Genomic DNA, 22,905 nt, shown 5'->3' with positions numbered 1-22,905 from the left:
CTTGAAAAAACTTTACCTCACAATTATTTTGTTCGGCGCGTGCTTTTATTATGCTCAGGCGCAGGATGCCAACTATTGGTCAGCACAGTATAATCCCGCCGGAATTTTAACACCCGGCTCCGCGGTTGCATTTACAAGAGACAGCGGCCTGCTTTACTTTAACCCGGCGCTACTGGCTTATAATACCAAAAATTCCGCATCAATAAGCGGCTCTGTTTACCAGCTAAACTCATTCAAAGTAAAGGATGGGGTAGGTGCCGGGCTCAACCTAAAATCCTCGAATGTAAGTATCGTGCCGGTAATGGCGTCGGGTGTATTGGCTATGAAAGGTAGCAAAAAATTCAGCGTAGGCTATGCCATTATACAAAACCCGGTGATAAACTACCAGGCCACGCAGCAGCTCGATCGTAAATTTAATGTGCTCAATGACGCTTACAGCCCTGGGGATGAAAGCTTTCTCGGGCAGTATAACGGCCAGAATACGATAAACGAAACAAGCGCTTTGTTAAGCACAGGTTTTAAACTTTCACCGAAGTTGGCTTTCGGCTTTTCGACCCAGGGGCAATATCGCACGCAAACTTTACAGGAAAATTACAGCGCAAGGGCAATTATCAATCAAACCACCGGTTCAGGATCGGAGCCGATCACAAATTTGCAATCGTCTTACCAGGTATCCCACTACAATGTGAGCCTTAAATTTAAGGTTGGATTTGCTTATGATGATGGCAGAAGCCACTTAGGCTTAAACTTTACTTCGCCATTGGTTAAACTAAAAAGCAGTGCAGAACTATTAAGCGACAATTTGATTACGGATTTACATGTTGACCCCACTGATACGACAAACTTATTGGCCAGTAATAGGCAAACCAAGCTTAGTGAAAACTACAAAATGCCCCTGAGCCTTGCGTTGGGATATGCTTATGATTTAAATAAGGGACAGATCTACATCAGTGCGGAATATTTTAATAGTGTCAGCCAGTATAGTATTATCACACCGCGGAGCACTGATTTTATCAGGTCGAATGAGGGGAATGATAATACTTTTACATCTGAGATTTTGAAGCTTAAGGATGCCCGCAGGTCCATTATAAACTATGGTATCGGGTTTACCTATGAGTTAAAACCCGATGTTACCGGCTTTATTTCGGCGCGTACCGATTTTACTTATTATGATCAAAAAAAATACAAGGACGACGACGGAAATATCTCAAATATATCCAACTATAACATTTACCATATGCAAATAGGCGGCAACCTGAAACGACGAAAGTTCAACCTGCGGACAGGCTTATTGTTCGACTATGGGCATACCTCGGCCTATCCCCAGTTTGCAGACATGACCTCTGCAAATGATGGTAATTTTTTACAGGGAGATACACATAATGTAAAGGCCACCTATTTTTCAGTAGGGTTAATGTTTGCCTATATTTATAATCTGTAGCCGGGATACATTAGAAACACTTATAATCATTTAGGCTGATCAAAGGAGAGGTCTTGTCTACTCTGGCGGCATATACTCCAGTCGCTTTTTAAAATAAGTGTCCCAACTTTGCTGCTGTACCCGGTTCCGCATGTGGTTGGTGTCGGCATCGTAGTCCAGGTTTAGTTGCCTGTATTTGGCATCTATCCTGTCGAAGATACTTTGCGCCACATACTGGTAATCGGCATAAAAAACGGTTTTGCCAACCGTGCGTAATAGCTCCTGTTGCTCCATAAACGCGATGGCATAATGGCCCTGCTCGTGTTTTAAAACTTCAGCAAGCATTTCATTAGTGCTTACGTGCTGCTTATCCATCCACGACTTATAGTTATTCATGGTGAGCCGGATATCGAAATTCAGCCGGTAATAAGTCCGCTCACGGTGCGCCTCATAATGGAAATATATCGAGCAATTGGTATAAGCTATCTTGCCCTGTTCGGGGTGCGGTACCCCCTGGAAATCATAAGCAGTTAGTTGCCGGTATGCTTGCGCCGACGCACTGTTAGTAATAAAAAGCCATGCCGCTGCAAGGCAGATCAATCGCACAAATCCCAATTTCATTAGCTGTTAAAGTAAATTTTTTACTTTTTGACTGGCTGCGCATGCATTTGGTTTAACGCCATCATTTCCTTCATGGTTTGTTGCATCGCATCGGTTGATCCGTCGAGGAAAATTACGTTGCCTTGTGAATTTTCAGCAAAGTGCTTTATAGATTCTGTCCACATAGTAAACAAGATTACCGAAGTGTCCATATTGGCATCCTTCATCTCCTTTGCAGCTACAGACATACCCTTAGCCACTTCCTCGCGGAACAAAGCCACACCCTGGCCACGTAATTGTGATGCCTGGCGCTCGGCCTCGGCAGAGATCTTTATTGCGTTACCCTCAGCTTCGGCCGCCTTGGTTTTGGTGATCAGTAACGCCTGTCCCTCGTTTTCAGCAGCAGCTTTAAGGTTGTTTGAGGCAACCACCTGGCTCATCGATTTCATGATCACATCGTCGAAGGTAATGTCATTCAATTGCAGATCCTGCAGATGATAGCCCCAGCCTTCCAGTATTACATCAAGCTGTTCCTTAACGTGCTCGACAATGTCGCGGCGGAGTATCAATACTTCCGACTGACGTTTGGTAGCCACAAACGCTCTTATCGAGCCTTCAACCGTACGGATCAACGCCTGCATCAGGTTCCTGTCATCAACAAACTTAAAGGCAACGTTTTTAATGGTTTCCTCCTGCTGGTCCAATACCGAATACAGCAGCATCGCCTTAAAATAAACATTTGCCTGGTCAAAAGTTACGGCCTGGAACTCCAATTCTACCGATCTGTTCTGAATGGAGATCTTGGAATAGATGTTTTCGATGAACGGAATCTTGAAGTTTAAGCCTGGAGTTAGAATGCGGCGGTACTTGCCAAACACTGTAATTACTACTATAGTGCCTTGTTTTACAGACACAAATGATGAAAATATGATCACCAATATGATGAACACAACAATAAAAAAGCCTATTTGGGGGGTCATAGCGGATAAAATTTAATATTATAAATGTATGATTATTTATTGGTGTGCTATTTGTTTTTAACAAAAAGCTTACAAAACAGCAAATACTACCATGAACTTAAAAAGAACCTTCGGCGCTATCCTTACAGTATTAGGGATTATCGGCCTTATTTACACAGGTGTTGAAATTATTAACCATGCAGGCAACATTACTACGCTTGTAGTAATAGGCATTATATCCGTCCTTTTTTTCTTTACGGGGATAAGCCTCGTACGAACTACAAAGGATGAAGTATAACTAAGATTTTTCACAATTGCGTCATTGCGAGGAACGAAGCAACCTCTGAACTATGCAGATTATGGAGAATATTATTGTGTTGACCTAACAGCGGCTTTAAGGTGCCTGCAACATTTGGGTTTATTGATTGTCCTTAGCAGAGGTTGCTTCGTTCCTCGCAATGACGATCTGATAACATATCACTCCTTCGTCAAAGTAATTCTTCCATCATCACTAATACTTACACCCGCATCCGGGAAATCAGTTTCGGTTAGTTGTTTTATGCGGATGGCGGCTTTGTTTAAGGTGTCCAGTTGCAAGCCATTATAATGGGTTTGGATTCCTGAGATGATCTGTCCGCTTAAAAATTCACCCTTTTTGTTGATGTTAACCTTTAGGATGGGGGCGTAGCCGCACGGGCCTGCCACACTCACGCTGGTATATGTGCAAAAGTTGCCCAGACTATAGGCGATTAATCTATCGTTGTAAAGCTCCAGTGCGCGGCAAACATGGGGGCCGTTGCCAAATACCAGGTCGGCGCCGGCATCAATAGCTGCGTGGGCAAAGGCATTTACATCGCCCCGCTTTTCGTTAACAAAGGTTTCCATCACAAAAGGCACGTGTTCGAAGCCAACACCCTCGCCACCGCCATGAAACGATACAATCACCACATCGCATTTTTGTTTCAGATCGCTAATGATCCGGGCTGCATTTTTCAGATCGAGAATAGACAAGGTATAGCCATTGGGCGCAAAGGCACAAAAGCCGTAAGTAACTCCTTTGAGCTTAAATATTGATGATGGATGACTTACCTGCCCGCCATACTTTATCCCCAGGCTATCCAGTACCTTCATCGTGCTTTTGCGACCACGGTCATCAAAATCGCCAATATGGTTGTTGGCCAGGCTGAGGACCTTAAAGCCTGCATCCTTTAAAATACCGCCATAGCTTTCCGGCATCCGGAACAACCACGGCCTGATCAGTTGATGGAGCCGGTAATTGGCCGGCGCGCCGGTATCGAGCAATGTGCCCTCCAGGTTGCCGAATGTAAGGTCGGCGTCACGGAGTTGCTGCAACACGTTTTTGAAGCTGCCTTTTGCGCTGTCGGGCGGTAAGGTTTTATTGTCGGGGTAGGAGGTGCCCAACATAATATCGCCAACAGCCGCTATGCAGAAGGAATCGCGTTCAGCCGTATCACGTTTAATTGTGTCGCGTTTTATAATTACAGTTTTTTTTATCGGGGGATGATACACCTCCGGCGGCGGGCGGTGTTGCCTGCAAGATGTGAAAAAAAGAATTGCTGCTGCTATAAAAAGCAGCATCAGTTGTTTCAGCCAGCTTGATGGCACCAATATATTTTTCTTATCCTTCAATTGTGATTAGGTTATCTCCTTGTTTTTTACATAAATCTTTCTTCCCCTCTTTGCGCAGCAGAGAGGGGTGACGAGCGAAGCGATGTCGGGGTGAGTCAACCCGCGTGCATTAGCGCCAATGCATTAGCGTTAACGCCGCGCGCAGATTTACCCACCCGGTCGACGCTTCGCTGGACCTCCCTCCCTTCGCTGCGCGGAAGGAGGGAAGAAGAAACGTGTGTTTTGTTTAGTGACAACTTCGCCTAAGAACCGGGGCTAACATAAACATTTTTCTTTTCTTCGCAATAAGGCAAAAAAAAATCCCGTCGGGTTCGACAGGATTAATCTCTTAGGTTTATAATGATTAGTTTTGATCTGGGTCGTTATTTGCGCTGGCTGTTGAGCTGCTTGCTTGTTTTGTTAATTCAGCTTTAAATGATTCCAGCATGCGGCCACCGCGATAAAAATACCTGCTGTAATAGGCATCATCCAGGCTGCTGATAGCCACACCCCTTGACGAAGCATGTGCAAACTTGTTGTTGCCCAAATAAATACCAACGTGTGAGATCCTGCGGCTGTGGATCTTAAAGAAAACCAAATCGCCTTCCTTCAGGTCATCTTTTCTAACAGGGCTAACCATGCTGAAAATATCGCGTGAGCTGCGCTCGATATCCATATTGAATACCTGGCTGTAAAGTTCCTTTGTAAATGCTGAGCAATCAATTCCTCTTCTTGAGCTTCCGCCAAAACGGTACGGGGTACCGATCCAGTCGTAAACAAAGTGGAAAAGTTTCATATTTGAGGTTGCTGACATTGCAACACCCATAATTTGCGATAAATAGTCTTTTGCTAATGACTCCTGATCGTCAGAAGTTTTTTCGTCCGAAACACCTGGACTGGTTTTTGTTTGAGCTTGCGCAGCTAAAACACTGAGAAATAACGCAATAACGATAGTAACTTTCTTCATTTAATGTATTATTTTGTTGATTAGGCCAACAAATTGTTTATTAAATTGGACACCCTGTCTATTGTTCGCTACAAAACTATTTAAATTTTTTAAAATTGCAACTAAATGATTGTTTTTTTTCAACATTTGTATGCAAATGTTAATTACTGCGGGATTTTTTTTGATAAATGTAATAACGGATGCATTTTTTATATTCTGCTAGTTCTTAACATTTTAACAAAAACAGGGTAATTACACATAAATTGAGGGTTTTAGCTACCTGAAGAATTGTTTGCTCCGGGTAATATTAAGCACCATATTCAAATTATTACAAATCTTTTTAACAAAATAGTCGTTTAACAACCGCATTGCTTTTCTATATTTCATAGATATAATTAGATTTGCGCTTTATATAAAAATTGATCGTTTAATAATACATGAGTTCAATCGAAATAAATAAAGACACTTACCTGATGTGGTACGAGTCGATGCTTTTGATGCGGAAGTTCGAAGAGAAAGCCGGACAATTATACGGGCAACAAAAAATAAGGGGCTTTTGCCACTTATATATAGGCCAGGAAGCTGTATTAGCCGGCGCGATGTCGGTTCTTAAACAGGAAGACAGTATGATAACTGCTTACCGCGATCACGCACATGCAATTGCTAAGGGCGTAACTTCAAACAGCATTATGGCCGAGCTTTATGGCAAGGCAACCGGCTGCTCAAAAGGCAAGGGCGGTTCAATGCACATGTTTGATAAGGAGAAACATTTTTACGGCGGCCACGGTATAGTTGGCGGACAGGTTCCCCTGGGTGCAGGTATTGCATTTGCCGAAAAATATAAAGGTACCGAGTTTGTAAATGTAGCCTACATGGGCGACGGCGCCGTACGCCAGGGCGCACTTACCGAAACCTTTAACATGGCTGCTCTTTGGAAATTACCTGTAATATTTGTTTGCGAAAACAACGGTTACGCCATGGGTACTTCTTTGGAGCGCACCACTGCACAAACTGATATCTACAAATTGGGCTTGCCTTACGGCATTCCATCATCACCGGTTGACGGCATGGACCCTGCTGCTGTTCACAAAGCAATGGACGAAGCCGTTCAGCGCGCACGTGCTGGCGAAGGCCCAACATTCCTTGAAATGCGTACTTACCGTTACAAAGGTCACTCCATGTCCGATCCTCAGAAATACCGCACAAAAGAGGAACTGGAATCATACAAGGCAAAAGACCCGATAGAACTTACCAAACACATCATTCTTTCAGAAAATTACGCTGATGAAAAATGGTTTGAAGAGATCGAAGCTAAAATTAAGGCTGAGGTTGATGAGTCGGTAAAGTTTGCTGAAGAGTCGCCATGGCCGGAAGCATCAGAATTATACACTGATGTTTACGTGCAGAAGGACTACCCTTATATAATGAGCTAATCGTTATATTTAAATTGAATTTATAAGAACTATTGAATCAAATAATATATGGCCGAAGTAGTTAAAATGCCAAAAATGAGCGATACCATGACCGAAGGGGTATTGGCTAAATGGCATAAAAAAGTTGGTGATAAAGTAAAATCGGGCGATGTATTGGCCGAGATCGAGACTGATAAAGCCACGATGGATTTTGAATCGTACCAGGACGGCACCTTGCTTTATATAGGTGTTGAAGAAGGTAAGGCTGTTCCGGTTGATGCACTGATTGCTGTAATAGGCAAAGAGGGTGAAGACTACCAGTCGGCTATTAATGCTGATGCCCCGGCTGCTGCTCCCGCCGCTGAAGCTGAACCTGCTGCCGAGCCCGCGAAAACAAAGGCACCAAAAGCAACTGAAGATAAAAAACCTGCTGAAGCTGTTGAAGCCAAGCCAAAGGTTGACAAAAGCAGTATCCCTGCAACCGTTATTCGCATGCCTGCCCTGAGTGACACCATGACGGAAGGCGTTATAAACAAATGGAACTTTAAAGTAGGCGATACTGTAAAAAGCGATGATTCGCTTGCTGATGTTGAAACCGACAAGGCTACGATGGAAGTTGTTGGTTACGAAGCCGGCACCTTATTATACATTGGCCCTAAAGAGGGTGAAGCCGCACCAGTTAATGGCATTATTGCTATTGTTGGTAAAGCCGGCACCGACATTACCCCGCTGTTAAGCGACGACGAAGCTGCGCCCGCCCCAACAGCTGAAGCTGCGCCTGCTGCCGAAGCAGCAGCTGAAACACCATCAGACAGTCCTGCGGATGCTACATCTACAGACGACAGCCGAGTTAAGGCGTCACCACTTGCACGCAAAATTGCAAAGGAAAAAGGCATTAACCTTAATGATGTAAAAGGTAGCGCCGAAGGCGGCCGCATCATTAAAAAGGATGTGGAAGAATATGTACCGGCTGCTAAAACTGCTGCGCCTGCACCTGTTGCTGAAACAGCTGCCCCTGCAAGCGCCGCACCATCAGCTGCTCCTGCTGCAAAACCTGCACCGGCCCCGCTTGCACCGTACACAGGTGAAGAGAAATATACCGAGAAACCGGTTAGCCAGATGCGTAAAGTGATCAGCAAGCGTTTATCAGAAAGTTTGTTTACCGCACCTCATTTCTACGTAACTATGAGCATCGATATGGACCAGGCTGTTGCAGCCCGCACCCGTATTAATGACGTATCGCCGGTTAAGATCTCGTTTAACGATTTCGTACTAAAGGCTTGTGCCGTTGCCTTAAAACAACACCCTGCTATCAACTCGTCATACCTTGGCGATAAGATCCGCACCAATGAGCATGTACATATTGGTGTTGCTGTAGCTGTTGACGAAGGCTTGTTAGTTCCGGTTGTTCGTTTTGCCGATGGTAAATCATTAAGCCGCATCAGCGCTGAAGTGAAGGACTTTGCACAAAAAGCAAAAGCTAAAAAACTACAGCCGTCTGATTGGGAAGGCTCGACATTCACTATATCAAACCTCGGTATGTTTGGTGTTGATGAGTTTACCGCAATTATAAACACACCTGATGCCTGTATCCTTGCTGTTAGCGGCATTCAACAGGTTCCGGTTGTAAAGAATGGTGCTGTGGTACCTGGCAACGTAATGAAGGTAACCCTAAGCTGCGACCACCGCGTGGTTGATGGCGCAACAGGTGCCGCATTCCTGCAAACATTGAAATCGTTACTGGAAGAGCCGGTAAGGCTTTTGATTTAAGATTTACGAGTTTAGATTTTTATAATCGAATAATTTAACAGCGATAGACTTTACGGTTTATCGCTGTTTTTGTTTTGAGACGGATGTTTTCTAAAAAGGTAATATATAATTTACTTTTTACTTGTTAATGGGTAATATATTTATTACTTTTATCAGGAAGTTTAAACGGGACTTAAACTGCTTTTATTGTGACGTTACAAAGTAAGTCAATCAAAAGGAAAACTAATCAGCATGAAAAGTTCCGAACTTTTAAGGATCCTAAAAAAGGATGGATGGTATAAGAAGAGGCAAAATGGCAGTCATATCGTAATGGTACACGCTACAAAAACCAACACATTAATTGTTCCAGACCATGGAAGCGCTGAAGTTGGTAAAGGCCTTGAAAATGCCATTTTAAAACAAGCAGGCTTAAAATAGCTTATATAAACTTTTTGTTTTCTATTCGTACTTTTATTTTGAACCCGGGAAAACATGAAATTAAAAAACACAAGAGTCGTGAAAGATGTGGCTGGCAAAAAAATAAATTTAATTGTCGAAAAAACATCGACAGGTTTTTCAGCTTACGCTGAAAAATTTCCGGTTTATACAACAGGAAGATCAATTACTAACTTGAAGGAAAATATTCTTGAGGCCTTGAATCTTTATAATGATGAAATGAATTTGCCTGAAGTAAATGAAAGTCAGATTCAGATTACGTTGGATCTGCCTCAATTTTTTGAGTATTATAAAGTTATTAATGCCAAAGCTTTGTCATCACGGGTTGGCATGAACCAAAGTTTGCTGGCTCAATATGTTGGCGGACAAAAAAAACCATCACAAAAGCAAACTGAAAAAATAATATCCGGAATCCGCGAATTAGGCCAGGAGCTTATTGATTTGCAATTTTCTTAAAACAAGAGGTAGGATTATTATTCCTCATTTTATAGATACATTTGGTCTGTTGCACCATTAAGTTACAAACCAATTTATGCTTTACATCCTCGTAGCTATTGCCCTCGTTATCGGTTTTACTCTTTACCAGCGTGGCCGCAAAAGGCAACTTACCCAAGTGATCCTTACCGATACGCAAAGGAAGCTGCTGGCAACTCATATCGGTTATTATAGCAATCTCTCCGATATTGATAAAGCATACTTTGAAGATAAAATCGAGCAGTTTTTAGATGGCGTTCGCGTTGAAGGTGTTGGCCTTACGGTAACTGATCTTGATCGCCTGATGGTGGCATCAAGCGCGGTGATCCCTATCTTCAGGTTTAAGGACTGGAGTTATCGCAACGTTACCAATGTGCTGCTGTACCCCGATACATTCGATGAGCAATACCAATACGAAGCTACAGACGGCCGGAACATTGCCGGCATGGTAGGAACAGGTTATATGAACGGGCAAATGATCCTGTCGCGGAATGCGCTGGTAAAAGGGTTTTCATCAGGCGCAGGGAAAGAGAACACCGGCATCCACGAGTTTGTGCACCTGGTGGATAAGTCTGACGGCGCCACAGATGGTATCCCTGAAGGCTTTTTGCCCTTTGAATATGTAAAGCCATGGGTGCGCATGATGCACCAGGAGATCCATAAAATTGAAGCTGGCCACTCGGATATCAATCCCTACGCCACCACCAATGAAGCCGAGTTCTTCGCTGTGGTGTCAGAATACTTCTTCGAAAAACCTGACCAGTTTCAAACCAAACACCCTGAGCTTTATGATATGCTCAGTAAGATCTTCGGACAGGATTTGGCAAAGGGGTGACATAGCGTATTTTTCCGGGACACATGGTTTCATCGTGTCGTGAAATTATCTCTGTCATTCCCTGCAAATTTCCTCTACATTCCTTAGCTTTAACGCATTAACCCTCACACTTATGCGTTATCAACCTTTACGATTATTAGCAATTGCTTTTTGTTTATTGTTTACGGGTGTTTGCCAACAGGCAGCGGCACAAAACACGCCCTCACTAGCCACCGTTAAGCAGGGTGAAGTGGTGAACGGCTTCAAGGCCGTTGCTGTTTACCTGAGCGATGCCGACAAGCCTATGGGAGGTCGTTTTGTGCATGTGGCAACGGGTTTTACACTCGACCTGCTCCAGGTGGAGTCGGTGCCGCAAACGTTTATTTATGTTAATACATTCCCTGTGAGTGATAAGGGCGAGCCCCATACCCAGGAGCACCTACTCATAACAAAGGGCAACAAGGGCCATCAGCTGAATACGCGTGAGGGTATGTCGCTGGCGGAATCAAACGCCTTTACGTCGCAGTTGCACACGGTTTATAATTTTAATACCGGCGGTGGTGCGGAGGTATTCTACAACCTTTTTGAAAAATACATGGATGCCTTGCTATATCCCGATTATACCAACGAGGAAGTAAACCGCGAGGTACGCAACTGGGGAATCACCCAAAATCCTGATAAAACATTACGGCTTGAAGAAAAAGGCTCGGTTTATAACGAGATGACCTCAGGCATGAACAATCCCTACTCCCTGCTTGGCGACGAGCTGGGCAGGTTGCAATATGGCAACGCGCATCCGCATTCTTACAATGCGGGCGGCTTGCCCGCAGGTATTCGTGTGCTGAATGCTGAAGATATAGCCGCTTATCATGCCAAAAATTACTACCTGGGCAATATGGGCGCTATTACTTCGGTACCGAAAAGCATGAGTTTGGGTAGTGTGCTGAGCCGCACAAATGATATTTTGAATACCCTGAACAAAGGCGCTGCTGTCGGCAACCACGTGCCTGATAAGCTGCCCGAGCCAAAACCTGCGGAGAACGGCAAAATGGAAGCAATAGAATACCCATCGGAAAATGCGCAGCAACCTGGTACCATCATGATGTCGTTTCCGCCGACGCTTAAGCTGAGCACCATTGAATACATTGAGTTCAATAATTTCCTGACGGTATTCGCAGGCGATGCCACGACTAACTTGTACAAGGTATTCGTGGACAGTAAAACCAAGATCCCGGATTTTGATGCACAATCGGTTTATGCTTATGTAGATTTTAAGCAGGGCGACCCGGTGAATATCGGCATCGACGGCATTAGCGCCGAAAACCTGACCAAAGAAAAAGTAACCATGGCCCGCGATAGGGTGATAGCCGAGCTTAAAAAAGTAGCCGCCTATCCTGACCATTCGCCGGAACTACTGGAGTTTAACAAACGATTTGCCAGCAGCCTGCTCAGCAGCAACCGCAGCGACGCCAAGTTTGTAAACAGCCCGCCAAAGTTTGGTTTCCGCAACACATACGACAGCTGGTATGTTGAGTTGCAGATAATGGAAGGTGTACCGGGCTTTACCAAGTCGATCATGCTGAAGCCGCAAATGGCGGAAGTGCGCAAACAGTTGGCAACCGGCGTAAATATGTGGAAACCGCTGCTTGCAAAACTCGACCTTGACCACACCTTGCCTTTTGTGGTTTACAGCAAAGCCAGCCCGGTAATAGTGGCGCAACTGGAAACCGAGCGCAAGGCCCGTGCCGATGCAGAAGTAGCAAGGTTGAGAACATTGTATAACATCAATAACGACCAGGACGCCATTAAACGCTACAAAGCGGTTTATGACTCGAACACCATGGTGCTGGAAAAGCTGGAACAAAGTAACAGCGTGAAGTTCATCGAGAATCCGCCATTAACGCTTGACGACGAATTGGTTTACAAAAATCAAACGCTGGCCAATAACGTGCCGGCAGTAGTATCGGTATTTGATAACATGACGAGTGCTACAACCAACGTGTTATTTAGCCTGAAGGGCATTCCGCAGGATAAGCTGGTTTATTTGGCTATTCTGCCTGACCTGCTTACCGGTACGGGTATTATTAAGAACGGTAAAGCCATCAGCTACGAGGAAATGATCCAATTGGTACAGCAACAGATATTGAGCCTAAACAGCTATTACAGCGTTAATGGAAAAAGCGGACGGGCGGAGCTGGTGGTGAGCGGTTCGGGTAATAACGAGGCGGAATCATTAAAGTCGATAGAGTGGATGGCCGATGTGCTGAAAAATCCAAACTGGACAATTGCCAACCTGCCCCGCATCCGCGACCTAGTTGACCAGGAATTAACCGGCATCCGCAAAACTATGCAGGGTGCTGAGGAGAGCTGGGTGAACAACCCACAGCGCGCCTACCTATACCAGGACGAGCCATTGCTGCTGGCTACCTCGTCATTTTTAACAAGGGAGTATAACATCTTCCGCCTGAAATGGATGCTGAAGGATGCTGGCTCACCGACAGACGCAGCGGCGATCAGCAATTGGCTAACCAGCCTTGCATCCGCAGCAACAAAAAGAGATGAATTGAAAAAACTGCTGCATGTACTAGATAGCGACAAACCAATGAGCGCTGACTCGGCTGGCAGCAATAAAAAATATGCAGAGGCTTTTGGCCAATTGTCACCGGCAGCAAAGACCATAGCCAAAAGTGCTGCTCAGGACCTGGAGCAAATGCTGGGCGAGATCCCCGATAACAGCCTCGCCGCTGACTGGAAAGCCCTATGTCTTACCATTAAGCACGACCTTGCCCAAGCACCCGCTCAAACATTGGACAACCTGAACAGTGTGCGTAAAATGTTGCTGAATACAGCGCAGGTAAGGGTATCGGTAATTGGTTCTGCAGCTACCGAAGATAAATTGAGCCAAAGCCTTAATAAGCTGTTTGACACATTTGAGCATAATGCTTCACCTATGCAAAGCTATACTGCTACCAAACTTATCAACCAAAGAGTAATGAGCAGGATGAACATCACTGAGCCGATCGTGTATTCGGGCCTGATTGCACCAGATATGCATACGGGGGTATTTATCAATACAGCTCCGCTAACAGCTTATAAAGATACCGGCAGGGTGAGCCTGTTACGGTTTCTAGCTGCAGAGTTGTATGGCGGCGGCGGCAAGCAAAGTGTATACACAAAAACTACGGGTGCAGGCCTTTCATATAGCACAGGTGTAGGCGCTAACGCGGCAAGTGGCAGGTTTTCATATTATGCCGAGCGTACGCCTGAACTACCGCAAACCCTGAAGTTCGTTATCGACGAGATCAAACGTTCGCCAGTGGATACGGCCATGATGGATTACGTGGTTTCATTAGCGGTGGGTGCATTCCGGTCTGCGGATGATTATGAGGCCCGCGGATTAGCGATGTCAAACGACCTTGCCGACGGCAATACGCCTGATTTGGTGAAGAACTTCCGCCTGGCAGTTTTAAAACTGAGAAAAGAACACGGGCTGATCAATACTATTTATACCTATAAGGACCAGGTTTACGAAACCATATTGCCGGGCTACGGCAAACCTGCAAAGGATGTTCCGGGTGGCAATTACTTTGTTATCGGCCCTGAAAAACAGATGCAGGCTTACGAAAACTATTTAAAGTCGGTTGATGGGGCTGGTACTGTTTTGTACAGGTTGTATCCCAGGGATTTTTGGATGGTTGATGGGGAATAGTATGGTAAGATAAAATCTCCAACGCATCATCGCCGAACGAAGCAACCTCTACATGGGATAATCAAAGCTCTTTATGTTGATGTGTGGACCTAACGGTATCTGTAAGGTTCACACATGGCTTAATGCTCCCTGATCTGCATAGCTCAGAGATTGCTTCGTTCCTCGCAAGGACGCGATAGAGAGCTCAAAACAAAAAAGGTGACCCGCTTTCGCAGATCACCTTTATAAATATATTTTATCAGGGTCTTAGTTCTGATCTTGTTGCTGATCTTCTGATGGTAAACCTACTACTTTGTAAGTTTTGCCGCCGTTTGGATCAACTAGTTCCTGGTAGTAAACACCATCCGGAGAAACGTATAGTTTTTCGCCGTTAACCTTTATCTTGCGGCAATCTGGCGGCAACTGGGGAACAATATCACCCATTTGCGGGCCCTGCGGCTGATCGTCCTGTACATTAGTGCCTGTATTCAACTCGCCATCCTTACCAGCAACCTGGTAAACAACTGTGCCGTCGTCTTTAGTAACTGCCTGGTAGTACACACCGTTAAGCTCATAATATTGCTGACCGTTGATCACGATAGACTGCGCTTTTTCAGGAAGCTCCTTTACTTCAGCGCCTACCGGTGGTTCAACCACAGTGTATTGGCTGTTATCATATTGATAGAACAAACCATCGCTGTAATAGTATTGGAAGTCGCCATAGTAAAATGGATAGTATCCATAAGGCAATACACCAATTGAAAAGCCTAAACGCGGCGCATAATAAGAACCATAGTAGCCGTGGTTATAATGATAATAACCATGGTTACCCCAGTAACCACCGCCATGGCCGTAACCAACTCTTGGAGCAGAACGGTAGCTGCTTACATAGCCGCCCGTAGCGCCCCTGTTTGCAGAAACACCTACAGAAGTACGCGGAGCATAACCATAATTGCCTCTTACGCCTGTTGCAGGACGCGGAGCATAACCATAGTTACCCCTTTGGGCAACGCCAACGCGTGGTGCCGTGCCTGTATTGGTGCGGACACCGCTACCCTGGCGAACAACGCCCACCTGCCCACCGCCTGACGGCCTTGAAACGCTGCCGCTGCTTGATGGACGGAATGATGGAGCTGAGCTACCACCACCTGATGCTCTTACCGGGGCCGGGCTGCTACTGCCGCCTCCACCCCCTCCGCCGCCACTTGTGGATGGCCTGTGCTGCGCACTGGCGGGAATTGCTAAAGCCACACATACAAGAGTAGCTAAAGCAGTGTTTAATAAATTTTTATATGCAGTTTTCATGATGAAATATTGTTATTTGCGAATTGGTATAATTGGTTTTAAGCCAGTTATAACGTATAGACTAAAAGTTAGATAAACGGTTTAACACCTAATAAATTATTTTTGTAATTATAATAAAAAAACAAGCCGGATTTTATTTGAAGCGGGATTATTACAATAGCCCCTAACCAGGTAAGTTTATATTGGTCTCTCATGTAAATATACGTAATTTGACCGTAAAACGATACAGGTAAATAACAGGCAGGCGTCAAAAAAGTGTTAAATACTATAACTCTTCTGCAATAAATAGAAATGGCGCGTTAAAATGGATGCTAAAGATGCCATCGTGGGTGGTTTTATAGAGCTTATCGCTAACTTTTTCGAGGCCGGTAAAGTGCAGGTCCTTCGCGTCGGTTAGCAATTCAATAGTGTCGCCTGCTGGCTTCCATTTACTAAAGCCGGGTACCACCGGGAAGATCTTTTTGCCCGCGTGAAAAATAACAAGGTTTATTTCGTCGGCAAAGGGTTCGTAATCCAGCAGGTTCAAATCATCGGTAACGATATTTACTGATGGGTACTCATAAGCGGTCAGGTATTTCAAGGCTGATTCAGCCAGGTTATCGCTGTTTGCCGACATCAGCTTAACGTCTGATTGATCCACCTCATTCACACTGTCGGTAATTATCCAGTCAATTTTTATCCCGTAGCTGTTCATCTTCTCGGCAGTATTGGCTGTGGTTATAACAGTTGGACTCCATTCCAGCAGCTGACCCAGTAATTCGTCGTCAAAATTATCAAGCCCCAGCACCAGCAAGGCAGGCTCCTGTTTTTCGCGAACTACGTGGTGTGAAGACATGATCAGAATTTACAGAATTAATGAATTTTCAAGATGTTAGTTTACTTATCTAAGTTAATAAGATATGTTTGCTGTTTAATAAGAATTCTGTTTATTCTATAATTCTGAAAATTCTGATTCAGACACCCTCAATGGATCTTCTTATAAAATTCCTTAAACGCCCTTGCGGGGTCAACTGCCAAATTTACTGCTGCTGAAACCGCAATGCCATAAACGCCGGTTTTTATCAGCGGGTCGACATCCTCAATGTGGATGCCGCCTACAGCTATTACAGGCATAGTGATCTCCGGGTGTTTGTCGACCAGTTGCCGGTAACCCTCAAGGCCAAGCAGGGTATAATTATTAGGCTTGGTGCTGGTAAGTGCAAACGGACCGTATCCGCAATAATCAACAACACCTGTTGCCTGTGCGGCTAACAAGCGGTGTGTATTTGTCGCCGATGCACCCAGGGTTTTATCGTTGCCGATGGCCTTGCGGATGGCTTTAAAATCAGCATCAAAATCTTCTATATGTACGCCCTGTGCATCAACCTTATCCAGCAAGTGGTAATGATTGGTTAGGATAAGGGTTGTGCCCCAATCGTCGCACAAAGAAGCTATCTCGTCTATTTCCTCAATTAATTCATCATCCGGCTTCGTTAAGCAACGGTACTGGATCCAGTTGGCCCCGGCCTCGCAAGCTATTGTTGCCTGCTTTAGGTGGCTGCGGGTGCGCAGATCCTGCGTGATGTAATGGAAGCGGGAGATGTATTTTTTCATGTTATGAAGTCCGAAAGTCGGAAAAGACCGAAAGTCCGGAAGATTATTGTTGGTGATAACTAATTAAAACGCTCTTTTTCATCTTTCGGACTTTACTGACTTCCGGACTTTCCCAACCTACTTCAACACTTCGCTGATCGGGTGCCCGATGCTGCCGTTGGGTGCCTGGATATGCAGCAATGCCGCTATGGTGGCTGCGATATCCGTCATGTGTGTTTCGCGGGTAAGGCTGCCGTGATTGATGCCCCAGCCCATAAATACCAGCGGGATGTGGTTGTCATAAGGGTTCCAGGTGCCGTGTGTGGTTCCTGTAGGACCGCTATCGCCCGAGCCATGACCGGTAAAATAACCCGGTTTTAAAATGATCTGCACCTCGCCACTGTGTTCAATGCTGTAGCCGTTTATAATGCGGGTACGGAGGGCTTCGGGGATGTCGGCAGTTTGCACCTTTTTCATGTCAACAGCAAATGCTATTGCAGGGTCCTTTTCCAGGAAGGTAATGCAATCCTGTTTTAAGATGTTTTCATCAAGATGCAGGTAGCGTATATCTTTGTAGTTCAAATTAACCTGGTAATTGGTAAGGCTCAATACTAAATGGTCGGCTTTGTATTTGTCCTGCAGATAGGTATTTAAGTTCTTTAAAACCTGGGCATCATCCCATACATCGGCAGGAATATTATGATCCTTTAAAAACGCGGTATTGTGCGCCGCACCATGGTCGGCAGTTAAGAAAATGGTATAATTACCCTTGCCGACCTTTGCATCCAAATAGGTGAAGAATGAGGCGAAATCACGATCTAAGCGCAAATAAGTATCTTCAATTTCAACCGCGTTTACACCAAACTGGTGGCCAATATAATCTGTAGACGAAAAGCTTACAGCTAAAAAATCAGTAACGTCACGCTGGCCCAATTGTTCGCCGTTTATGGCGGCAACCGCCAGGTCCAGCGTTAAGGTATTGCCGTAAGGAACGGAGCGAATAAGGCCTAAATTGTTTTTATATATGGCCGATGTTTTAACCGGCATGGTAGGAGCATCCATTCCCTTAAATTTACCCTCGTACTTGCTGTTATCTTCGGTGCTTTGTACATAGGTATCAATAGGATACAGTGTATTCCAATCCTGCTTTAAATAGGTTTCGGGCAGCTTTTGATCGTTGAAATCCTTAACCCATTGAGGCAGGTCGTTCATATAATAGGTGCTGGTGATCCAGTTGCCGCTTTTGTCGTCGAACCAATAGGCGGCATTGGCGGTATGGCCTGCGGGTAAAATGCCTCCACGGTCTTTAAGCGCAATCCCGATAACTTTTGACCGAAAATTGGTAGCTAACCTCAACTCGTCAGTAACGGTAGTGGTCAACAGGTTGCGCGGCGACATTTTTCCGGCTGTTGAGGTGCTGCCTACTGTTTGTACGGTAGTATCCTCAGCGCAATACATTGATTTACCTGTAGCCTGGATGATATAGTCGTTACCCGCAATGCCATGGATAGATGGAACTGAACCTGTATAAACACAGCTATGACCGGGACCGGTGAATGTAGGAATATAATCTATCTGGGTGTTTTCGCAGGTAAAGCCCTCGTTCAATAAACGCTTAAAGCCGTTGTTTGAGTAGCGGTCGTAATAACGGTACAGGTAGTCCCAACGCATCTGGTCGACAACAATACCGACTACCAGTTTGGGGCGGGGCAATGAATTAGTAACAGGAGCAGCTACAGAAGCAGTGGCAATTGCCGGCTTTTTCTTTTTTGTTTGTGCCGATAATGAAATAGTTACAAAGGCAAGTAGTATAAGGGGTAGATGTTTTATCCTCATCTTAAAAAAATGTTAAGTTTTGCAAATATCAACAATGCAATTAAAATACAATGTGATATTTCTGTTATCAATTGTTTATGCTTGTCTGCGTCGGATAATAATAAATCCCTTTAGATTATCTGTTTGCGAACCACATGAAGGACGATTACAAGGAGATATTTTTAATCATAATTATGCCTGGATGATTTGTTTCTGTGAGAGTATTTCGCAGATATTGTAAGTTTATAGTTTTGGAGTTATCGAAAAATTCAGCATCCCATAATCTGCGTATTGTGCCTGCTCAATGCGAATGGAGTGCCTCCCATTTAACGGAATGATCGTATCTTTATGGTTATCTTCATCATTTTTCAATTTAGCAGGATCCCAGTTTTCAATAATTAATTTATCGTCGATATAAACCCTTACAATTTCTGATGCACTGATGCCTATCCTGTACACTCCGCCAGGAACATCAATTGCTGTTGTTGAAACTGTAGCTATCTTTTCCCGGGCAATGTTTTTACCAAAGGCCTTACCAAACACATTGCCGATTTCCTTGCCCTCTGTTGTTTTAACAGGCGCGCCACTGAGCAATTTGTTAAACGCAGTCCCGTTTTTTACCGGATCACTGGTTGCATCAAAAACGAACCACTTCATCTGCCAATGAAAAGGGACATCAAACTCTCGGTAATGGAATATGTAAGGGGCACCGGTTTTAGTTCTTACACCAAATGGCGATGTAATTGCACTTCCGGTATATTCCATTTCTATATCAATATCTGTTAGCGCAGCAAGGTCTTTTTGCACCGTAAGTTTTGAAGGAACTGTTCCACCCTGAACCGACGGATTTCCTGCACCTTTTATTTTGACGATCTTCCATTTCCCCGCAGGACCCATCACATCAAAATACATTTTACCGGTACTATCGGTTTTTTGCCACCAGGCTATGGGGTAATCAAAATTATATGGTCCCCATTGGTCCATTATAATATACTTGCGCCCTTTTGCATGTCCATTAGGCAACATTGCATTTTGTGGGTGAGGAACACCCTCAATTTTCGGGAAAAAGCTGCTGTCGATCAATGGTTTTACCTGGTCGCCGATTTTATCAAAGGAGATATTATTTACTGTCGAATCCAGTTTTTGCAGCATCGTACTGCCGGTTATTTTACTATTAATTATATCGATATCATTGGTGTTATTTATGTTAAACACATTTTTCACATTGCTAAAAGTGTTGTTGCTGATGGTGTATTTCATGCTCCGGGTATCCCGTTTCTGTACGTACCCATAGCTTTTTGCCATTTTGGGGTTCGACCATAATTCAATCCCAACCTTATCGCCCTTAAATGTGTTTTGTGCTATCACGTTATTCATTCCGTGCTCAATAGCAATTGTCGACATGTTGCCGGCAAAATCGTTGTTGGCAATAATGGTATTGTAGCTAAATCCGCCCCAGATGCCATGCCAGCAATCATGCACAATATTATCGATGATCTTGTTTCGGCTAAAGGTCAATTCAATCCCATTGGTAGGCGCATATGAAAAATCGTTGGCGTAAAGCAGGTTGTCGTTACAGCCACCCTGCCCGGTGTCCATTGTGGTTTGCCCGGCCCATAGAAAGAAGCCATCGCCCGAGTGTGTTACAGAGTTGTATGCAAATGTGTTATCGTTACATTGCTCAAATACCAAAATTCCCGCCGAGTCCTGTCCGCGGTAATAAACGCCGTCGCTGTAACCCCTTACGTTCCAATCCAGTTTGTTATACAGCACGCGGTTGCGGCTGCTTCGGTACATCCCGATGCCAAGACCCGAATTGAAAGAGAAATTATTATTGTAGATCAGCCCGTCATTACAATTGGTCATCATCAACCCGCATTGCCCTTCTATTATGGTGTCGTCATGAATCTCAGCTTTGTCGCAATCGCGCAGGTAAATTCCGGCACCGTAGCGCATCCATTCGTCGTTTTCGTTATGATGGTAGCTTTGCCAGTCGGCAAGGTCTTCGCGGTCGCGGGTGCTGTTTAAATGTTGCTTGTAGTTATAGCTAAAATCGCTGCCGGTAATTTTTAATTCCTTAATTCCTTTTGCCATCAAGCCTATTTTAAAGCCTTTTATTGTAAGGTTTTTTAGGGTGATGTTTTTCCCGCTTTTTATAATGATGCCGGTTCCTATAAACTTATTGGGGTTTTCAAGATCCGTACTGCCCTGTATGATGGCTCCCCTGAAATCAACAACAATGTTATCGCCCTCAATAATTATCGGTGCCGCAGACATTGAATCCGTCGGTTGAAAATGATAAATCCTGCTGTTGACTACGCCGGAATGTGTAATAACTATACCCTTAAAAAGCGATATACTTTTACTTTGACTAAAGCCAGGATGGCTTACAGTAATAGTAATGAATAAAAAAAGAAGCTGGCAGGTACGTTTCAAGGTCATCCTTCTGAAAAATATCCGCAATTTAACTTAATCAACCCAAACTATCCTAATCCACCTTCCCGACGTCATTAATCATAACTGTGCCTTTCAATATCATAGTCCGTTTGTGCCGAGATAATCTTTTTCTCCTTATCAATGTCCCGCTCTAAACGGTGATCGTACACGCTTTTGGTTACTTCAATATGCCGCTCCATGTCGCGCTCGGCATAATACTCGTCGGCCTTGTTAATTTTTGAAACGGCCACGTCATAAGCGCCCCTTGGCGACATCAGCTTTACCAACACCGGTAAACATTCAAACAAAATGAACAGCCAGCTGATAAATGTTTCAGCCAGGTAGGTGTCCAGATCGCGGGTGCCGTTTTCATTATAAGCCAATTGTCCCAAAGCCCAATTCCGGTCGCTGAACCCGGCCACGTTCGAGAGGCTGTCCAGTTGATGGTCATTAAACAAGCGGATATCGTTCACCCCCTCGTAATTTTTGCGGGCTGCAAGGTAATCGTCCATTTTTGCCTGGTTATCGGTAACCTGTTTCAGGCGATCTTCCTTCTCCTGTAACACAGCCTGTTTTTGTTTGGCATAGGTGCCATAACCTGTGATGCCTGAGGTTTGGTCATTTTTTTCGCCAAAAACTTCCTGGTTAAGTTGTGCACGTGAACGGTTGATATCGCTCTCCAACGAGTCCTTTTCCTTTTTCAGGTCTTTATCCTTACCCAGCTCCATTGCATATTTATCGGTGTATGTTTTGGTGAGGGTATCTATCTTACGGTGCTGGCCCTTAAGGTAGGAGGTCTTTAATTTCTGACGGATTTCCTTATCAAAGATCTTTAGTTCCAACGGCCGCGATATAACTATGCCGATCATTATTGCTAACAGGATCCGGGGTGACGCCTGTAAAATTTGCTGATTCGTTGATCCCTGTTTATCAATACTGGATACAATGTACCTGTCCATATTAAATATGGCGGTACCCCAAATCAAACCAAATAGTATAGCAAAAACAACTGCAAATGCGTTGCCGGCAAAAACAAAATACATAGCATAACCACCAGATAATGAGGCGAATAATGCGGTGAAAAATATGGTGGCGCCTATGCCTACGTATTTATTATGTTCGAGCGGATATTTCTTTAAAGTACCTATATGGGCCCCTGAACAGAACCAGAAAAAACGCGTTACCTTCTTCATCAATATTATTATCTGTGTGCAAACATATATGAAACGCTGTAAGGCATTGAATGTTACAAACATCAGACCTAAATATTTGAAGGATAACAATTACCTTTGACCACTATTATTATCAAAACCATGAAAGAAATAAGCGTACTGGAACTAAAAGAAAAGAAAGATAAAGGCGAAGATTTTCAATTAATTGACGTTAGGGAAGATTTTGAATACGAAATGTCGAACCTTGGCGGGTTATCCATTCCCCTGAGCGGTATTTTAATTGAGTCGGAAAAAGTTGAAAAAGACAAGCCAGTAGTGGTAATGTGCCGCAGTGGTAAACGCAGCGCAGCAGCTATCATGCAATTAGAGCAGCAGGGCTTTACCAATCTTTATAACCTGCAGGGCGGCATACTGGCCTGGGCGGATCAGATTGACCCAAATATTAGCGTATATTGAGC

At 44.4% G+C, this 22,905-nt stretch carries 19 protein-coding genes; 9 read left to right on the top strand and 10 right to left on the bottom strand.

Translation table 11 applies throughout. From position 1 onward, the window contains the following. The first annotated feature begins 1 nt into the window (after position 1). Complete coding sequence (locus KXD93_RS08765) at positions 2-1,441, top strand: hypothetical protein (RefSeq protein WP_258136646.1); 1,440 nt, start codon at positions 2-4, stop codon at positions 1,439-1,441. 57 nt (positions 1,442-1,498) lie between these two features. On the opposite strand, the gene KXD93_RS08760 is transcribed toward KXD93_RS08765, so the two are convergent. Both KXD93_RS08760 and KXD93_RS08755 read right to left on the bottom strand, forming a co-directional pair. Next, positions 1,499-2,041, bottom strand: a complete 543-nt coding sequence (locus KXD93_RS08760; RefSeq protein ID WP_258136645.1) for a DUF922 domain-containing protein — start codon at positions 2,039-2,041, stop codon at positions 1,499-1,501. Positions 2,042-2,061: 20 nt separating this feature from the next. Then, on the bottom strand, positions 2,062-3,000 hold the full coding sequence (locus KXD93_RS08755) for an SPFH domain-containing protein (RefSeq protein ID WP_258136643.1): 939 nt from the start codon (positions 2,998-3,000) through the stop codon (positions 2,062-2,064). Between the two features lie 91 nt (positions 3,001-3,091). On the opposite strand from KXD93_RS08755, the gene KXD93_RS08750 reads away from it, so the two are divergent. Continuing rightward, entirely contained in the window at positions 3,092-3,277 is a 186-nt protein-coding gene (locus KXD93_RS08750) for a hypothetical protein (protein WP_258136641.1), read from the top strand. Between the two features lie 179 nt (positions 3,278-3,456). Here the strand turns inward: KXD93_RS08750 and KXD93_RS08745 are convergent, their stop codons facing one another. Further along, positions 3,457-4,629, bottom strand: a complete 1,173-nt coding sequence (locus KXD93_RS08745) for a CapA family protein (RefSeq protein ID WP_258136639.1) — start codon at positions 4,627-4,629, stop codon at positions 3,457-3,459. A gap of 343 nt (positions 4,630-4,972) precedes the next feature. Next, complete coding sequence (locus tag KXD93_RS08740) at positions 4,973-5,575, bottom strand: C40 family peptidase (protein WP_258136638.1); 603 nt, start codon at positions 5,573-5,575, stop codon at positions 4,973-4,975. Positions 5,576-5,991: 416 nt separating this feature from the next. Between KXD93_RS08740 and pdhA the strand changes: the two genes are divergently transcribed. From pdhA to KXD93_RS08710, 6 genes are all read left to right on the top strand, one after another. Next, positions 5,992-6,987: a pyruvate dehydrogenase (acetyl-transferring) E1 component subunit alpha gene (pdhA, locus tag KXD93_RS08735; protein WP_258136637.1), complete on the top strand. Its 996-nt coding sequence runs from the start codon at positions 5,992-5,994 to the stop codon at positions 6,985-6,987. A 48-nt stretch (positions 6,988-7,035) separates the two neighbouring features. Beyond that, positions 7,036-8,736: a dihydrolipoamide acetyltransferase family protein gene (locus KXD93_RS08730; RefSeq protein ID WP_258136636.1), complete on the top strand. Its 1,701-nt coding sequence runs from the start codon at positions 7,036-7,038 to the stop codon at positions 8,734-8,736. A gap of 231 nt (positions 8,737-8,967) precedes the next feature. Next, on the top strand, positions 8,968-9,153 hold the full coding sequence (locus tag KXD93_RS08725; RefSeq protein ID WP_258136635.1) for a type II toxin-antitoxin system HicA family toxin: 186 nt from the start codon (positions 8,968-8,970) through the stop codon (positions 9,151-9,153). Positions 9,154-9,207: 54 nt separating this feature from the next. After that, complete coding sequence (locus tag KXD93_RS08720; RefSeq protein ID WP_258136634.1) at positions 9,208-9,627, top strand: hypothetical protein; 420 nt, start codon at positions 9,208-9,210, stop codon at positions 9,625-9,627. A 76-nt stretch (positions 9,628-9,703) separates the two neighbouring features. Next, positions 9,704-10,480 (top strand): M90 family metallopeptidase, encoded by a 777-nt coding sequence (locus tag KXD93_RS08715; protein WP_258136633.1) that lies wholly within the window; start codon positions 9,704-9,706, stop codon positions 10,478-10,480. Between the two features lie 112 nt (positions 10,481-10,592). Further along, positions 10,593-14,168, top strand: a complete 3,576-nt coding sequence (locus tag KXD93_RS08710) for a peptidase M16 family protein (protein WP_258136632.1) — start codon at positions 10,593-10,595, stop codon at positions 14,166-14,168. Between the two features lie 246 nt (positions 14,169-14,414). On the opposite strand, the gene KXD93_RS08705 is transcribed toward KXD93_RS08710, so the two are convergent. From KXD93_RS08705 to KXD93_RS08680, 6 genes are all read right to left on the bottom strand, one after another. Next, the gene (locus tag KXD93_RS08705; protein WP_258136631.1) at positions 14,415-15,452 is read right to left on the bottom strand and encodes a DUF6515 family protein; all 1,038 of its coding nucleotides are present in this window, start codon (positions 15,450-15,452) and stop codon (positions 14,415-14,417) included. Positions 15,453-15,717: 265 nt separating this feature from the next. Then, positions 15,718-16,287, bottom strand: a complete 570-nt coding sequence (locus tag KXD93_RS08700; RefSeq protein ID WP_258136630.1) for a thiamine pyrophosphokinase — start codon at positions 16,285-16,287, stop codon at positions 15,718-15,720. 128 nt (positions 16,288-16,415) lie between these two features. Then, a complete protein-coding gene (locus KXD93_RS08695) occupies positions 16,416-17,045 on the bottom strand; it encodes a thiamine phosphate synthase (protein ID WP_258136629.1) in 630 nt (209 codons plus the stop codon). A 117-nt stretch (positions 17,046-17,162) separates the two neighbouring features. Further along, complete coding sequence (gene pafA, locus KXD93_RS08690) at positions 17,163-18,860, bottom strand: alkaline phosphatase PafA (RefSeq protein WP_258136628.1); 1,698 nt, start codon at positions 18,858-18,860, stop codon at positions 17,163-17,165. Positions 18,861-19,082: 222 nt separating this feature from the next. Beyond that, the gene (locus tag KXD93_RS08685; protein ID WP_258136627.1) at positions 19,083-21,281 is read right to left on the bottom strand and encodes a right-handed parallel beta-helix repeat-containing protein; all 2,199 of its coding nucleotides are present in this window, start codon (positions 21,279-21,281) and stop codon (positions 19,083-19,085) included. A 68-nt stretch (positions 21,282-21,349) separates the two neighbouring features. Beyond that, positions 21,350-22,468 (bottom strand): DUF4407 domain-containing protein, encoded by a 1,119-nt coding sequence (locus tag KXD93_RS08680; RefSeq protein ID WP_258136626.1) that lies wholly within the window; start codon positions 22,466-22,468, stop codon positions 21,350-21,352. A 120-nt stretch (positions 22,469-22,588) separates the two neighbouring features. Here KXD93_RS08680 and KXD93_RS08675 point away from each other — a divergent pair, with 120 nt between their 5' ends. Next, complete coding sequence (locus KXD93_RS08675) at positions 22,589-22,903, top strand: rhodanese-like domain-containing protein (protein WP_258136625.1); 315 nt, start codon at positions 22,589-22,591, stop codon at positions 22,901-22,903. Positions 22,904-22,905: the final 2 nt, after the last annotated feature.

The sequence above is a fragment of the Mucilaginibacter phenanthrenivorans genome (genome assembly GCF_024721155.1).
In the GTDB taxonomy this organism is placed as follows: domain Bacteria; phylum Bacteroidota; class Bacteroidia; order Sphingobacteriales; family Sphingobacteriaceae; genus Mucilaginibacter; species Mucilaginibacter phenanthrenivorans.
This window is presented reverse-complemented; position numbering and strand designations above follow the sequence as displayed.